Raw genomic sequence first — 15,061 nt, forward strand, 5'->3', positions numbered from 1 at the left:
CTGCACCGACGGACTCGACCTCCACCACTCGACCAACAACACACCCACAACAACCCGAGACCGGTCCACACTCCGCATTGCGGACAACCCCAGCACCACCCATCATTGGTGCACACCCACCAATTACCGGGTCAGGGGCGATACTCCGCCTTGCGGACAACCACGGTCGCACCCATGATTGGTGCGCTCCCACGAACTGCAGATAGGGGCCCGACTCCGCATTGCGGACAACCACGCCTGCACCAACAATGGGTGCTTACCCACGGACCATGTCGCTGGCGGTCTCGCAAAAGTTCACACCGGCGATTTCCCACCTGGACACACAGCGGCCGAAAACGGCCGACTCGTCAACATTTACGAAAACCGCTCCCCGCGAACATCCGCATTGCCGACAACCGGCCCACCACCCATCATTGGTGCACCCCACGAACTACCGAGCCCGGCACCCCCAGCGCCGGCATCCCACGAACCGGCGTGTGATCACGCAACCGCCCTGACCGGATTCTTCCACCAACCCCCCGGAAACAAAGGCGCTAGAGCTCCACGAGGGAGTTCTTGGAACGCTCGACGAGGTCGGCCTTCTTGCGGGCGCGCTCTAGCGTGGACCACTGATCCTGGGGGATCGACTTCCGGGCCGAGGTGACCACGGCCTCGTCGGGCGTGCCCCAGGCGATCGGCATGGGCGTGATGGTCTGCCAGTGCTGCTGGTCGCGGGCGGAACGCTGTGCGCCCACGGCGGCGACCGGCGCCTTGGTGCCCACCTTGTCGGAGGTGTTCGGCAGCGGCTGCATCACTCGGGAGGTGATAGCCCAGCGCGGAGGAAGGGCAGGATCAACGTTGAGGTTCACCAGCGCGGTCAGGGTCACCGTCGTGCCGGCGCGCTCCGTGATGATGGCGGGGGCGAGGGGGTTGGAGTCGTAGATCTCCTGGGTCTTTCCCACGCTGCGCGGAATCAGAAGCGCGACTACAAGCATCAAAATGCCGAACAGGACGGCGCCGAAACTACCGAGCCAGTGCCACGGCGAGGACGGGTCCACCAGGAACCACACGGCGACGCCGACGATCAGGGAGATGACAAAGATCGCGATGCCGGATGCGACGAGGCTGCGGGTGTCGCGCACCATTTCGTTGTGCTGCTTCGCAAACTCCTCGTCGACGTCGAACTTGAATACCTTCATGCCACTCATGGCATACAAGTCTAAAGGTCGGCGGCGTCGACCAACCGGTACGCGTAGCCCTGTTCGGCGAGGAAGCGTTGCCGGTGCATGGCGTACTCGGAGTCGAGGGTGTCGCGGGCGACGACGGTGTAGAACACCGCTTCCGCGCCGTCGGCCTTCGGGCGCAACAACCTCCCCAAACGCTGGGCCTCCTCCTGCCGGGAGCCGAAGGTGCCGGAGACCTGGATGGCCACGGCGGCTTCGGGCAGGTCGATGGAAAAGTTGGCCACCTTCGACACCACCAGGGTGGAAATCTCGCCGTCCCGGAACGCCCGGAAGGCCGCTTCGCGCTTTTTGGTGGTGGTTTTGCCGTCGACCAGCGGGGCGTCGATACGCGATGCGATCTCCTCGAGCTGCTCCACGTACGCGCCGATGATCAAGGTCTGCTGGCCTTTATGCGTTGTCAGCAGCTTATCGACGACCTCCAGCTTGCCCGCCGAACACGCCGCCAGACGGTAACGCTCGCGGGTCTCGGCGGTGGCGTAGGTGAGGCGTTCCTCGTCGGTAAGTGTGGTGCGGACCTCGACGCATTCGGCGGTGGCGATGTAGCCGGCCATCTCGAGTTCTTTCCAGGGGGCGTCGTAACGCTTGGGGCCGATGAGCGAAAACACGTCGTCCTCGCGGCCGTCCTCGCGCACAAGCGTGGCGGTAAGCCCCAGGCGGCGGCGCGACTGCAGGTCCGCGGCCATGCGGAACACCGGCGCGGGCAGGAGGTGGACTTCGTCGTAGATGATCAGGCCCCAATCGCGGGAGTCGAAGAGCTCGAGTGCGCGGTATTCGCCCTTGGTTTTGCGGGTGACCACCTGGTAGGTGGCGATGGTGACGGGGCGGATCTCCTTTTTCTCCCCGGAGTATTCGCCGATCTCCTCGGGCGTGAGCGTGGTGCGGCGCAGCAGCTCGTCGCGCCACTGGCGGCCGGCGACGGTGTTGGTTACCAGGATCAAGGTGGTGGTTTGTGCCTGCGCCATCGACGCCGCACCGACGATGGTTTTGCCCGCGCCGCAGGGCAGGACGACAACACCGGAGCCGCCCTCCCAGAAGGATTCGGCGGCGTATTGCTGGTAGTCGCGAAGCTGCCAGCCGTCGTGGTTCAGCGCGATCGGGTGGGATTCGCCGTCGACGTAGCCGGCCAGATCCTCCACGGGCCAGCCCAGCTTGGTCAGCTCCTGCTTGATTTGGCCACGGGCGGAGGGGTGGACGGGGGCCGTGGTGTCGTCGATAGGCTTGGCTATGAGTGGCTGAATCTTCTTCGAGCGGGTGACCTCGGTGAGGATCGCGGGGTCGTCCGCCTCCAGGATCAGCCCGTGGGCGGGGTGTTTGACCAGCTTGAGGCGGCCGTAGCGGGCCATGGTTTCGGCGACGTCCACGAGCAGCGGCTGTGGGACGGGGAAGCGGGAGTAGCGCTCGAGCACGTCCACGGCCTGCTCGGCGTCGAAGCCGGCGGCGCGGGCGTTCCACAGCGCAAGCGGGGTGATGCGGTAGGTGTGGATGTGCTCGGGCGCGCGCTCGAGCTCCGCGAACGGGGCGAGCGCGGCGCGGGCCTTGGGCGCGTCCGGGTGCGCGACTTCGAGCAGGACGGTTTTGTCCGACTGGACGATCAGTGGGCCGTCGCCGAGAGCCATGCGATCTACTCCTAAATGTTGGTAGCGTGCCGTGTATGGCTAAGAACACTTCAGTTGTACTCGGCGAACGCTACGACACGTTCATCGCCCAGCTCATCCAGGACGGCCGCTACGCCTCCGCCAGCGAAGTGCTGCGCGAAGGCCTGCGGCTGGTGGAGGAGCGGGAGCAGAAGTTCGACGCGCTCAAACTCGCCGTAGAAAAAGGAGAACTCGGCGCCGAGTTCGACGCCGAGCAGTTCATCGCCAAAATGCGCGGGCGCTCCTAGCCCCTGTGCAGCACCAACTAGCGAGGTTCTTTCGTTTTCTCAGATCCCAGCGAAAACACAATAAGTGCTAGGGAAGCCAATGCCAGAGGAACAAGCTTAGGGGCAGAATCCGTCACGAGAACAGAAATGGAAGCTAGAGCCAAGACCAAACTCAAAATATTAGTCGTCTTCAAAGTGTCCTCCTGAACTGTTCTCTCGTATGCCGACGATACCGGTTGGCTCAAAGCGCCAACAGCTACACGCTAGCCCCTGCGCAGCAGCTGCGACCACTTGGTCACGCTGCCGTTGTTCAGGATCGAACGCTTGTAGATGCGGGCGGCGACCCACACCGCCAGCGCCGTCGCGAGTGCTGCGAGGGCGAAGGAGCCAGCCAGCTGCGCCGCGGTGAAGTCCCCGGCCGCATACGACAGCGGCGCGGCGAAAATGGAAAACGGCGGGATCCAGCTCATCACCTGCATCCAGGTGGCATCGGTGCTCATCCAGCCGAAGCCGGGGATGTACGCGGAAGCCATGATGAGCAGCAGGATCGGCATCTGGGTGGACTGCAGGTCCTCGGTGCGCTGCACCATCGCACCCGCCGCGGCGTAGAGGGCGCCGAAGAAAAGCATCGCCAGGGCCCACGCGATCAACAGGACGGGGAGGACGGACCAGTCGAACGCGATGTCGTCCACGAGCCCGGAGACCTTCAGCCCAACGCCGCCGACCGCGAGCAGCACGGCGGTGGCGACGAAGCCCAGCACGAGGGTGCCCAGCAGCTTGCCGGCCAAGAAGTCCAGGGGGCGCACCGACGCGAGCACGAGCTCCACCACGCGGGAGGACTTCTCCTCTGTCACGCGGCTGCCCACCTGGGCGGCGAAGGTGATCACGGTGAAGATCACCACCATCAGCGCCACGAATGTGGTGAGCACGCGAAGCAGTTGCTGCTCGAAGTCCTCGCCGCTGGCCTCGTCCACGTCCACCGGCACGATGTCGATGTTTGGGGAGGCCGCCTCGTAATCCGCGGGAGAAATGCCCAGCGTGTTGAGCGTTTCGGCGCGGGTGTAGCTATCGGCGAGCGTCTTCATTCCCTCCATAATGCCCGCCGACGGTGTGCCGTCCGAGATGACTTCCCACTGGTCGCCCTCGGCTACCAGCGCGGCCTTGACGTCGCCGTCGCGCACCAACTGCACTGCGTCGTCGCGGCTCGTAGTTTCGTGGGCGTCGTACCCGGCGCCGTCGAGCAATTGCTTATCGACGCCTACGGTCGCCACCGCAGTCTTCGCATCGCCGCCGTCAGCGTCGTCCTTGTTCTTCTGCCAGGAGGCGAAGCCGATGAAGCCGACCATGGCCAGAAGCAGGATGACGAAGGTGATGATCACGCCCTTCTTCAGCAGCAAAATCTGGATCTCGCGCGCCGCGGTGGTGGTGATCGTGTGCATGGGTGAGTAGGTGTTTTGTGTAGCCATTACTGCACAACCTCCTTGAACAGGTCGGCCAGGTCGGGCACGACCCGGGTGAACTCGTGGACGGGGCCTGCGGCCATGGCGGCCTGCAGGATGCGCTGGTCGTCCTGGACGCTCGGGGCTTCGAGAATGACGTGGGTGGCGGAGTCGTCGATAAGCGAAATGCCCTCCGGGATCCAGCCGCGCGCCTGGGTGCCCACCTTGAAACGGATGGGGCCGTGGGCGCGCAGCTCGTCGACGGTGCCCTCGGCCACCATGCGGCCGCGGGTGACAATGCCGATGCGGTCGCACAGGCGCTGCACCAGATCCAGCTGGTGGGAGGAGAAGATGACGGGCACACCTGCCCGGGCGCGGTCGGTGAGCATCGTGCTCATCACGTCCACGGCGACGGGGTCGAGGCCGGAAAACGGCTCGTCCAGGATGAGGATGTCCGGGTCGTGGATAAGCGACGCGGCGAGCTGGACGCGCTGCTGGTTGCCCAGGGAGAGGTCGTCGAGCTTGTCGCCCAGGCGCTCGCCGAGACCGAGCTGCTCGAGCAGCTCGGTGCCGTGCTTCTTGGCGGCTTTGCCGTCGACGCCGTGCAGCTTGGCCAGAAAGACCAGCTGGTCCAGGATCTTTTCCTTGCCGTACAGGCCGCGCTCCTCGGGCATGTAGCCGATGCGGCGGCGGGTGTCGTCGTCAAGCGGGCGCCCGTCGAGGAGCACCTCGCCCGAGTCGGCGGCGAGCACGCCGAGCGCGATGCGCATCGTGGTGGACTTGCCGGCGCCGTTGGAGCCGACAAAGCCGTACATCTCGCCGTCGTGGACGGTGAAACTCATGCCGTCGAGGGCTTGGACGTCGCCGAAGCGCTTGTTCAGATTGCGGATTTCGATCGTTGTCACTTGTCATCCTCCTTGCGGTTGAAGGTTACGGCATAGCCGACCATTGGCAGCGGGGTGGCGATAAGTTGTGTCGCCAACATGAAGTAGCCGGCGGCGATCAGTCCGAGGTCGAAGTCGTCGCCCATAAATAGGCCCGCAGCCAGAAACGCAATACCACCCAAACCGACGAGAGCGGAGAACAGCTTGAGGGAGCGCTTTCGCCACGTGGCTAGTACCACCCGTTCGTACTCGTCCAATTGTTCCTCGGGTGCGGTGTCTTTCATCTCGTTGGCCAAGCGGAGAAATGTCCACGCGCACATGCTCACCGCGATGCTTACCAGGCACATCGCGTTCGGCCACCAGTTGAAGCCGAACGCGATTTGATATGCCATGCAGGCAAAAGAGACGAGCATGCCCGCAAAAACCACCGTGATCAGTAACCGGGTGTCGCGAGGATTGCGGAACCGTTTGGCATTAAGCGGGTCTTGCTTGCGGACGGTGTCGATGCGACTCATTTGGCGTACAGCTCCTTCGACATAGGGGCGAACTCGGTGCGCGAAAACACGGCCTCCACGGGGAGTCCGAAGACCTCGCAAATACGGAAGGCGAGGTCCAGGCTGGGGGAGTGGTCACCGCGCTCGAGTGCACCGACGGTTTGCGGGTTGACGTTGATAAGTTCCGCGAGTCGGGCGCGTGACATGTCGTGCTCCGCGCGCAGGACGCGGACCCGGTTATAGATCGGGTCTTTGGGTAATTTCTTCGGCGACACGCAATGAAGTGTTGTATAAACCCAACACTCTGTCAATGGTTATGAAATGCATTCCGCGGATTCACAGGGGGCTAGCATGGATTTATGACCACAACCATTTCCTCCCCTGAAGAGCATTTGTCCCGCGAGCTCGGCTCCGACCAGGCGCTTTCCACCCGCCCGATCGACCGGATCAAGTACGCCCACGACGCGTCGCACTTCCTCTACACCCCGGACGTGGTGGTGGAAGCCCGCACCGCCCACGACGTGGCGGCGGCCTTCCGCGCCTCCGCCTCCTCCGGCGCCCCTGTGGTGCTGCGCGGCGGCGGCACCTCCCTGTCCGGCCAGGCCGGCGGCGCGGGCATGCTCGTGGACGTGCGCAAGCATTTCCGCGGCGTGGAGGTTCTCGACGGCGGCGCGCGGGTGCGCGTCCAGCCCGGTTCTACGGTGCGCCAAGTCAACGCCCACCTCGCCCCGTACGGCCGCAAGATCGGCCCGGACCCGGCGTCCGAAGGCGCGGCGACGATGGGCGGCGTGATCGCCAACAACTCCTCCGGCATGGCCTGCGGCACGCAGTACAACACCTACAACACCATCGAATCGATGACGTTCGTGTTGCCTTCCGGCACCGTCATCAACACGGCGCATCAGGACGCGGAGGCGCAGTTTGCGCGGGAGGAGGCGGAGCTCGTCGCAAAGCTGGAGCACCTCAAGCGGCGCGTGCGGGAGAACAAGGAATCCGTGGACACCATCGAGCGCCACTTCGCGCTGAAGAACACGATGGGCTACAGCCTCAACGCGTTTTTGGACTACGAGTCGCCCCTGGACATCTTCATGCACCTGCTGGTCGCCTCCGAGGGCACGCTCGCGTTCATCGCGGAGGCCGTGCTGCGCACCATCGAGGTGCCGAAGCTGAAGACCACCACCATCGCGGTGTACCCGACGTTGGACGCGGCGACGCGCTCGCTGCCCGCGCTGTTCGACTCGAAGGCCGCCACGCTGGAGCTAATGGATTCGCGCTCCATCAAGGTTGGCCGCACCTTCGACTCGGTGCCGGAGCAGATCACCGGCTTCGAACTGTCCGGCCAGGCGGCGCTGCTCATCGAGTACCACGCCAACGAGGCGGATGAGCTGCGCGAATACGAGGCCGCCGGCGCGAAGCTGCTGGAAGGCTTCGACCTGCAGACCCCGGCGGCGTTTACCACCGACGCCGCCGAAGCCGCCAAGGCCTGGGCCTTCCGCAAGGGCCTCTACGCCCAGGTTGCGGAGGCCCGCCCGTCCGGCACCACCGCGCTGCTCGAAGACATCGCCGTGCCCGTGGGCGACCTCGCGGACACGTGCGGCGGGCTGCAGCAGCTTTTCGACGCCTACCGCTACGACGACGCGGTCATCTTCGGCCACGCCAAAGACGGCAACATCCACTTCCTCATCACCGACCGCTTCGAAGGCGACGAGAACCTCTCCCGCTACGACGGGTTCAACGAAGAGATGGTCGACCTCGTGCTCGGCGCCGGCGGCAACCTGAAGGCCGAGCACGGCACCGGGCGCGTGATGGCGCCGTACGTGCGCCGCCAGTACGGCGAGGAACTCTACGAGGTCATGGTGGAGCTCAAGCGCGCCGCCGACCCGCGCGGGGTGATGAACCCGGGCGTGATCATCACCGACGACGAGCGCGAGCACATGAAGAACTTCAAGCTCAACCCGCAGGTGGAAGACGAGATCGACTCGTGCGTGGAGTGCGGCTACTGCGAGCCGGTGTGCCCCTCGCGCGACATCACCATGACCCCGCGCCAGCGCATCGTGGTGCGCCGCGCCCGCGCGAAGGCGATCCAGGAAGGCGACACCGAGCTGGTTGCGCACATCGACGAGGCATACCAGTACGACGGCATCGACACCTGCGCCGTGGACTCGATGTGCGTCACCGCCTGTCCTGTGAAGATCGACACCGGCAAGTTCATTAAATCCCTGCGCCGCGGCCAGGCGGGCGCTGCGGAATCCGCCGGCTGGGCGGCCGCAGCGAAGGCGTGGGGCCCGGGCAACACGCTGGCCTCGGCGGCGCTGACCGGTGCTTACTACTTGCCGACGAAGCTGGTGCAGAAGGTCACCGACGTCGCCCGCGCCCTGGTGGGCGATGACACGGTGCCGCAATACCGCCCCGAACTGTCCAAGGGCGGGGTGAAGCGCTCCAAGGCGTTCGGCACCCGCATCGGCGCGCCGGGCGCCGAGCCGGCGGGCGTGTTTGTCCCCGCCTGCGTGAACTCCATGTTCGGGCCGCAGGGCGAGGGCGTGGGCGCCTCCGAGGCGTTTGCGAAGCTGGTCGAGCGCGCCGGGCTCGCGCTGACCGTCCCGGAGGGCATCGACGGGATGTGCTGCGGGACCCCGTGGGCGTCGAAAGGCATGAGCACAGGCCACGACATCATGCAGCGCCGCGTCAACGACCAGCTCATCGCCGCCACCGACGGCGGGCGCCTGCCCGTGGTCGTGGACGCGTCCAGCTGCACCCACGGCTTCCGCGACATGGCCGAGGGCATCGGCATCACCGTCATCGATGCCATCGAGTTCGTCGAGGACCAGGTGCTCGAGCGCCTCGACGTGAAGCAGAAGGTGGACTCTGTGACGTTGCACCCGACGTGTTCGGCGACGCACCTTGGGATCGTCGATACGCTGGCGCGCGTCGCTGACGCCGCGGCCGAAGATGTGCGCGTGCCCGCCGAGTGGAACTGCTGCGGCTACGCGGGCGACCGCGGCATGCTGCACCCGGAGCTGACCCACGCCGCGACGAAGCGCGAGGCGGCGCAGGCGGCCGAGCTGGACTCGACCTGCCATGCGTCGTCCAACCGCACCTGCGAGCTGGGCCTGACCGCGGCGACCGGTGAGGACTACGAGCACATCCTGGAAATCCTGGAGCGCGTCAGCCGCTAAGCCAGCACCACTTTGGTGATGCGCGGCAGGGCGATGCGCACCACGCGATCGGCGGCCTCGTCGAGCGCGTCGACCTGCCCCGCGCTCACGCTCAGCGGCAGCACAGTGAGCGTGCGGCCGCGCCCTTGCTTATCCACGAAACCTACGGCCACATGCCGCTTCGCTCGAGCCGCCGCCCGCAGCGTTTCGAAGATGTCGCCGGCCCCGGCGTCCGCGTCGGAGCCGGAATCGGCGCGCAGCTTGGCCACGATCGCTTCGACCTGCTCCTCGGTGGCCTTTGGGGTGCGCGGCAAGGTAGACGGGGTAGCGGCGACCAGCGCGGGTTCGGGCGCCATGTTCAGCGTCGCGCCGGTGTTGTCCTCCGCGGTGGGCTGCATCCCGGCCGCACGCAGCTGCGCCATGAGCTTGGTCAGCGGCTGGTCCGACACCGCGACGGTGGGGGCGAGGACGCGCAGACCGCAGCGCTCGGCGGCGGTGGCGATCAGCGCTGGGTCCGCGGAACGGATGTAACTCAGCGCGCTGCCGGCGCGGATGGCGCCGTGGGTGCGGGCGGTGTCGTCGACAAGAAACGCGATTGCCTGCGGCACCTCGCCCATGACGTGCTGGCCCAGCCAGGTGTGGACCTCCTCGGCGGTGAGCCCGCCGTCCAGGCCGCGGCGCACCGACGCCTCCGTGACCCGCCACACGCTGGCCAGGCCCGGCGATTCGAGCTCGGCGATGCGCTCCAAAAACGACGCCATGTCCGGCTCGAGCGGGCCCGGGGCGAGCATTGTCATGTCGCCCTGGGCAATCAGCGTGTCGACGGACGCGGGCACGAGCTGTTTGGCCGCGGCGGCGACGTCCTCGCCATCACGGCCGCCCAACAGCGCCCGCAGGGGAGAGGACTGCGCCGGCTGCGGGGTGCCTGCGAGCGCGCCGACGAACTGGGCCTCATCCACCACCGCTTGGATGAGCTGTGGCGAGAACCCGCTGGCCTCCAGCGGGGCGTGGAACAGTAACTGGTCGACGTTGCCCGCGTGGCGCAGGATGGTTGTGCGGGCGTGGCGCACCGCGGGCGCGTGCATGTCCGCGGACAGAAGTTTCGCGGCGGTGTCGGCGCGCCACGGGGAGGCGGCCCAGCCGACCATGAGGATTGCCCACTGGTCTGAAAGCGTGGCGTCGATCCACGTCAACGCGTCGCGGGTGGCGGCGAGCACGTCCTCGTCGTCGACGTTGCCGCGGCCGACAAGGCCCGCCGCCTCGCCGATGGTGATCAATAACCTCGGGTCGAAGCCGAGTTCCTTTTCCAGGTTCGCCGCGGCGCGCACGCCGACGGTGCCGTCCTTGTTCAGCGCGACCGGGTGGTCCATGAGCGCCATGACCAGCTGGCGCATTTGTCGCACGGCGTCCAAGCCCGCCGAGGTCGCGGCCTCGTCCACCGCGGACTGGTCCACCTCCGGCAGCGCGGGCGCCTGAAGCGGGAACTCACGCGGCTGGATCCCGCGCATCGCGTCGCGCACCGGCCGCGGCAGCCGCACCGTGTTCGCGTCCACCCGCACCAGCAAACCGGCCGCAAGCAGCTTCGCCACGGGTGCCGCGGGGTCCGCGTCGGGCCCGGCCGCCGAGGTGGTGCCCACCCCGCCCGAGGAGGCCAGGGTCTCCAACACCTTGCGCTCGCGGGCGGGCAGCGTCTCCAGCGCTTCGGCCGCGCCCGCCGGCAGGCTGTCGGTGACGCGCCAGCCTGGGGGCAGCGCGGTGAGCGTGCCGGGGGAGATCCGCAGCTCCTTATCCGGCCCGAACACCAAGGCGAGTTCCCGCAGGTGCGCCACCTCGCCGAGCTCGCTCGCGTCCACCGGGTCCAGCTCCGCGCCGGCGTCGGCGAGCCGCTCCAGTACTGCCAGGTCGGCAGCGGTGAGCTGGCGCAACGCCCGCGACGCGGAGCCGGGCAAGCCCAGGCGCGTGGCCAACGACCCGGCCGAGGGCGGGGCGGGGAAGAAGGCATCTGGCCGGGTGCGGATGAGTAGGCGGAGCTGATCGTCGCTAAGCGACTGCAAGAATTCGGGGAAGGTAGACATTGCGGGGGTGAGTTTACGTGCGTTTTCGTGCCCGGCGTGAAAGAATGAGGGGCATGGCTAAAGATGTAGAGAAGATCGGTCGCGCGAACCCGGCGTGGCCCACGCACACCCCTGGTAACGGTCACCCGGTCACCGAGATTTCCTCCAAGCTCACCGGCGCCGCGAGCCCGTTCGGCGACGAGCTGATCCTGCCGCTGAAGGCGGAGGAGACCGGCTACGTCCACCCGACGACGCGCATCAACCGCTAGCTTTCGCTTAGCGACGGCACCGAAGGTGGCCCCTGTGCTGTGGGGCCACCTTTTTCGCGTGTTTAAGAGTTTGGACAACTAGCAGATCAAGTGTCCAACTTTCCGTTTGCCCAGGTGGTATTGAAAACTGATTCCAACTGTGGGTTCATCTGCTAGTTCGGTGCCGTTGCCGGGCTGGGCGAACTAGCAGATCAGCGATGTGGGCAAAAAGAAACCCCGCCCGGAGGCGGGGTTTTGGCGCGTAGCTCTTAGCGCGGCAGGTAAGTCTGCTGCAGGGAAGCCAGGGTGTCGTTGACCTGGGTGCTGAAGTTGGAGCCGACGAGCTGGGTGACCTTGGCGTAGTCGCCGGACAGTGCGGCGTCCACCAGCGGCTGGTTAGCTGCGTAGAACGCGTTGTAGTCGTTGCGGTTTGCGGCGTAGTTGTCCTGGACGGTAGCCGGGACCTGGAAACCGAGGGCGTTGATGGCGTCGCGCAGCTTTGCGTACAGCTCATCGGTCTCGTTGCCGGTGGAGGAAGTCTGGGCTGCCGGTGCCGGTGCTGCAGCTGCCTGGGCTGGAGCCGGCTTCGGTGCCGGAGCCGCCTGGGCTGCCTGCGCGTCGCGGTTGGTCGGCGCGGAGTTCAGGCCGTAGCGCGCGGAGCAGGCCGGCCATGCGCCCCAGCCCTGCTGGGCCAGGGTGCGCTCGGCGATGATGATCTGCTGCTCGCGGGTGGCCTGGTCTGCGGTCGGGGCGAACTCACCGCCGCCGTATGCCTGCCAGGTGCCGTAGTTGAACTGCAGGCCGCCGTAGTAGCCGTTGCCGGTGTTGATTGACCAGTTGCCGCCGGACTCGCACTGTGCGAGCTTGTCCCAGTCGGAATCCGGTGCTGCGGTTGCCTGCGGGGCGACGATGCCTGCCAGTGCTGCGACTGCTGCGGTACCTGCCAGAGCCTTCTTGCCCGTGGAGGTGGTCTTCTTGGAGTGGCGTCCCATGATTCGTTTCCTCTCGTCGTTGACCGCCAATTCTCGGGATAGCCTAACCATTTGTAACGATTGTGTCACGCAAGCGGCACGGAATGGTGTTAGTGCGGCATCTGAGTCCCACGTTTCCGCAGGTCGTGTACGGCGTGGCGAGTTTTGGTGTTCTGAGTCACAGTCGCGGTTTTCGGGGCGACGGTGTAGTGTAAAGCCTTTATTTTGGCCTGCAATGGGCGGGCCATGTACCGGAACCTTAAAGGAGGATGCCATGCCTATTGGAAAGGTGAAGTGGTACGACACCGAAAAAGGCTTCGGCTTCGCGTCCAACCCGGGCGACGACGACGTCTTCATCGGCAAGTCCGTGCTCCCCGACGGCGTGGACGAGCTGGTCGCAGGCCAGCGCATCGAGTTCGATTTCGCTGCCGGCCGCCGAGGGCCGCAGGCGCTGCGCGTGAAAGTGCTCGATGAGCCGAAGCGTCGCCCCGTGCACCGCCGCAAGCCGGAGGAGCTGGGCAGCATGCTGGCGGATGTGATGACCTTGATTGAGACGCAGGTCCAGCCAGCGCTGACCAACGGCCGCTACCCGGACCGCAAGGAAGGCCGCCAGGTTGCGGGGATCCTGAGGGCGGTGGCTCGGGAGCTGGACGCTTAGCGACGCACCTTCGGCCTAGTCGAAGCCGACAGACCACGTGGCGATGACGGGAGTTTCTTCCCCGTCGTCGCCTTTTTCAATGTCCAAGGTTGTAATCTCCGCGACGACGAGCTTCGCACCGGACTCGGTCACCGCCGGGACGGTTTCTTCGCCGGACTCGCCGGAGGTGAACACGCGCTCGGTGTTTGCGGCGGGGTCGTCGTAGATGAGCAGCAGGCGCCAGCTGTTGCGCTCGATCTCACCGGGCACAGTGAAGGTCACGTCCCCCTGATCGGGCAGGCGCACGCTCGGCGGCTCACCGCCGGGGCACTCCACGTCCAGCTCGCACACTGTATATACGGGCACCTGCTCGGTCTGCCCGGCGGCAGCCACGGCGACTTCGAGGTCGCGCACCGGGGTGCCCGGCTTGTTCTGCTGGTAGCTCATAAAGGCGTAGACCGCCCCCACCAGCACCACCACGCCAACTAGGGCGATGGCCAGGACTTTCCACTGCTGGGTTGCTGCGCGTTTGGGTGCCATGGCGCACGATCCTACTTGGCGGCGGTCTCAGGCTTAAACGTCACGCGGTACATATCGGGCCAGCGCTTGCCGGCGAGGTAGAACTCCTCGGTGCCGGGGATGCGCGCGATGCCGTTGAGCACGTTGTTCGGGTCGGGCGCGGCGTTGTTGTCCAGCCCGGAGGCGTCGATGACGGCGGTGACCTTCCCCGAGTCGGCGTCGATGCGCATGATGTTGGTGGTGGTGAAGACGTTGGCGTACACCTCGTCGCCCACGCACTCGAGCTCGTTGAGGCCCTCCACCGGCTGGCCGTCCATGGTGACGGTGAAGCGCTCGCGCTCCTCGAAGGTTTCCGGGTCAATGCGGCGCAGCTCGGCCGTGCCATCGGAGAAGATCAGCTCGTCCTCGTCGGCGCGGGAGCACAGGCCCCAGCCTTCGCCGGCGTAATTCGCCCGGCCGGTTTCTTCCAGTGTCGCGGCGTCGCGCTTGATTGCGGTGCCGTGTTGCCAGGTCAGTTGCCACACCGTGCCGTCGTGAAGCGTAATGCCCTCGCCGAAGAACTCCGGATCCAAATCGACGGAGCGTAACTTTTCGCCCTCGGGTGTGCGCGTGTACAGGCGGGATTCGCCCTCCTGGCCGGTGCCGACGTAGATGGTGCCGTCGTCGGCGACCTCCAGGCCCTGGGTGAAGCTGGTGTCGTCGAAAGGCAGGCGCTCCTCGACGTGCGCGGACAGGCGCTGCGTGTCCGGCCCCGCGGTCTCGGGGGAGGAACAGCCTGACAAGACAACGAGCGCGGAGCAGACGGCGGCAAGCGTGAATCGACCCATGGCAACCATCCTGCACCACGTGGGCAATAATGGGGAACCGTGTCACGATCCAACAACCGATCCCGCAACCCCCGAAAGCGCAGCCCCCTGCTGTCTACCGACGCAGTCGCCACTGCACGGGAGGCGCTGGCCGAAATCGCCGACGGGGAGGTCGGCGAGCACATCGGCGTGACGGGGCTCGGCCGCAACGTGGCCACCCACCGTTTCGCCGCCGACGTGCCCGGCTACGCAGGCTGGGAATGGAACGCCGTGGTGGCCTGCGCCGACGGCGCAGACTGGGTCACCGTCAACGAGGTCGCGCTCGTGCCCTCGCAGGGCGCGCTCGAAGCGCCGGACTGGGTGCCGTACTCCGACCGCCTGCGCCCCGGCGACCTGGGACCGGGCGACATCATGGAGCTTTCGCCTGACGACGACCGCGTCACCGACGACTCCTTTTCCCGCGAGGCCGTCACGTTTACCGGCCGCGAAACCAAGCGCTACCTCACCACCACCGGCCTGGAGGACGCGAAGAAGCGCTGGCGCACCGGCGAGTTCGGCCCCAACAGCGAGTTCGCCGAAAAGGCCGCGCTGTCGTGCCGCTCCTGCGCGTTTTACATTCCGCTGGAGCAGCCGGTGGGCGAGAACTTCGGCATCTGCGCGAACGAGTACTCCGCGGACGGGCACGTGGTGGCCTCCTCCTACGGCTGCGGGGCGCACTCGGACACCACCGTGGCGGAATAATCGTTGGTGAGCCCCAACGATTGGTGTTT

The 15,061-nt window shown here is 66.3% G+C and carries 15 protein-coding genes; 5 read left to right on the plus strand and 10 right to left on the minus strand.

What is annotated here, in order from left to right; translation table 11 throughout:
* Positions 1-533 precede the first annotated feature (533 nt).
* Entirely contained in the window at positions 534-1,178 is a 645-nt protein-coding gene (locus NUW87_RS08835) for a DUF3239 domain-containing protein (protein ID WP_239217429.1), read from the minus strand.
* A gap of 20 nt (positions 1,179-1,198) precedes the next feature.
* The gene (locus tag NUW87_RS08840; RefSeq protein ID WP_269028116.1) at positions 1,199-2,839 is read right to left on the minus strand and encodes a DNA repair helicase XPB; all 1,641 of its coding nucleotides are present in this window, start codon (positions 2,837-2,839) and stop codon (positions 1,199-1,201) included.
* A 35-nt stretch (positions 2,840-2,874) separates the two neighbouring features.
* On the opposite strand from NUW87_RS08840, the gene NUW87_RS08845 reads away from it, so the two are divergent.
* Positions 2,875-3,105, plus strand: a complete 231-nt coding sequence (locus tag NUW87_RS08845; RefSeq protein ID WP_239217420.1) for a type II toxin-antitoxin system ParD family antitoxin — start codon at positions 2,875-2,877, stop codon at positions 3,103-3,105.
* A 242-nt stretch (positions 3,106-3,347) separates the two neighbouring features.
* Here the strand turns inward: NUW87_RS08845 and NUW87_RS08850 are convergent, their stop codons facing one another.
* Genes NUW87_RS08850 through NUW87_RS08865 form a run of 4 tightly spaced genes read right to left on the minus strand, consistent with a single transcriptional unit; the run spans position 3,348 to position 6,176 of the window.
* Positions 3,348-4,550, minus strand: a complete 1,203-nt coding sequence (locus NUW87_RS08850) for an ABC transporter permease (protein ID WP_239217419.1) — start codon at positions 4,548-4,550, stop codon at positions 3,348-3,350.
* A complete protein-coding gene (locus tag NUW87_RS08855; RefSeq protein WP_239217418.1) occupies positions 4,550-5,428 on the minus strand; it encodes an ABC transporter ATP-binding protein in 879 nt (292 codons plus the stop codon). The genes NUW87_RS08850 and NUW87_RS08855 overlap by 1 nt, the downstream gene beginning before the upstream one ends.
* Complete coding sequence (locus NUW87_RS08860) at positions 5,425-5,922, minus strand: hypothetical protein (RefSeq protein WP_269028122.1); 498 nt, start codon at positions 5,920-5,922, stop codon at positions 5,425-5,427. The genes NUW87_RS08855 and NUW87_RS08860 overlap by 4 nt, the downstream gene beginning before the upstream one ends.
* Positions 5,919-6,176: a helix-turn-helix transcriptional regulator gene (locus NUW87_RS08865; protein WP_063938196.1), complete on the minus strand. Its 258-nt coding sequence runs from the start codon at positions 6,174-6,176 to the stop codon at positions 5,919-5,921. The genes NUW87_RS08860 and NUW87_RS08865 overlap by 4 nt, the downstream gene beginning before the upstream one ends.
* Positions 6,177-6,260: 84 nt before the next feature.
* Here NUW87_RS08865 and NUW87_RS08870 point away from each other — a divergent pair, with 84 nt between their 5' ends.
* Complete coding sequence (locus NUW87_RS08870) at positions 6,261-9,077, plus strand: FAD-binding and (Fe-S)-binding domain-containing protein (RefSeq protein ID WP_269028124.1); 2,817 nt, start codon at positions 6,261-6,263, stop codon at positions 9,075-9,077.
* Here NUW87_RS08870 and NUW87_RS08875 read toward each other — a convergent pair.
* A complete protein-coding gene (locus NUW87_RS08875; protein ID WP_269028126.1) occupies positions 9,074-11,131 on the minus strand; it encodes a helicase-associated domain-containing protein in 2,058 nt (685 codons plus the stop codon). The two genes, NUW87_RS08870 and NUW87_RS08875, sit on opposite strands and share 4 nt — an antisense overlap.
* Positions 11,132-11,184: 53 nt before the next feature.
* Between NUW87_RS08875 and NUW87_RS08880 the strand changes: the two genes are divergently transcribed.
* Complete coding sequence (locus NUW87_RS08880) at positions 11,185-11,379, plus strand: hypothetical protein (protein ID WP_034999421.1); 195 nt, start codon at positions 11,185-11,187, stop codon at positions 11,377-11,379.
* Between the two features lie 248 nt (positions 11,380-11,627).
* Here the strand turns inward: NUW87_RS08880 and NUW87_RS08885 are convergent, their stop codons facing one another.
* On the minus strand, positions 11,628-12,350 hold the full coding sequence (locus tag NUW87_RS08885) for a resuscitation-promoting factor Rpf1 domain-containing protein (RefSeq protein ID WP_239217414.1): 723 nt from the start codon (positions 12,348-12,350) through the stop codon (positions 11,628-11,630).
* A gap of 253 nt (positions 12,351-12,603) precedes the next feature.
* Here NUW87_RS08885 and NUW87_RS08890 point away from each other — a divergent pair, with 253 nt between their 5' ends.
* The gene (locus tag NUW87_RS08890) at positions 12,604-12,987 is read left to right on the plus strand and encodes a cold-shock protein (protein WP_034999423.1); all 384 of its coding nucleotides are present in this window, start codon (positions 12,604-12,606) and stop codon (positions 12,985-12,987) included.
* A 15-nt stretch (positions 12,988-13,002) separates the two neighbouring features.
* Here the strand turns inward: NUW87_RS08890 and NUW87_RS08895 are convergent, their stop codons facing one another.
* On the minus strand, positions 13,003-13,506 hold the full coding sequence (locus NUW87_RS08895) for a DUF2771 family protein (protein ID WP_239217413.1): 504 nt from the start codon (positions 13,504-13,506) through the stop codon (positions 13,003-13,005).
* An 11-nt stretch (positions 13,507-13,517) separates the two neighbouring features.
* Positions 13,518-14,312, minus strand: a complete 795-nt coding sequence (locus tag NUW87_RS08900; RefSeq protein ID WP_269028132.1) for a glutaminyl-peptide cyclotransferase — start codon at positions 14,310-14,312, stop codon at positions 13,518-13,520.
* A gap of 39 nt (positions 14,313-14,351) precedes the next feature.
* On the opposite strand from NUW87_RS08900, the gene NUW87_RS08905 reads away from it, so the two are divergent.
* A complete protein-coding gene (locus tag NUW87_RS08905) occupies positions 14,352-15,032 on the plus strand; it encodes a DUF3027 domain-containing protein (RefSeq protein ID WP_239217411.1) in 681 nt (226 codons plus the stop codon).
* Positions 15,033-15,061: the final 29 nt, after the last annotated feature.

The sequence above is a fragment of the Corynebacterium pilbarense genome, from assembly GCF_026930265.1.
Lineage (GTDB): Bacteria > Actinomycetota > Actinomycetes > Mycobacteriales > Mycobacteriaceae > Corynebacterium > Corynebacterium pilbarense.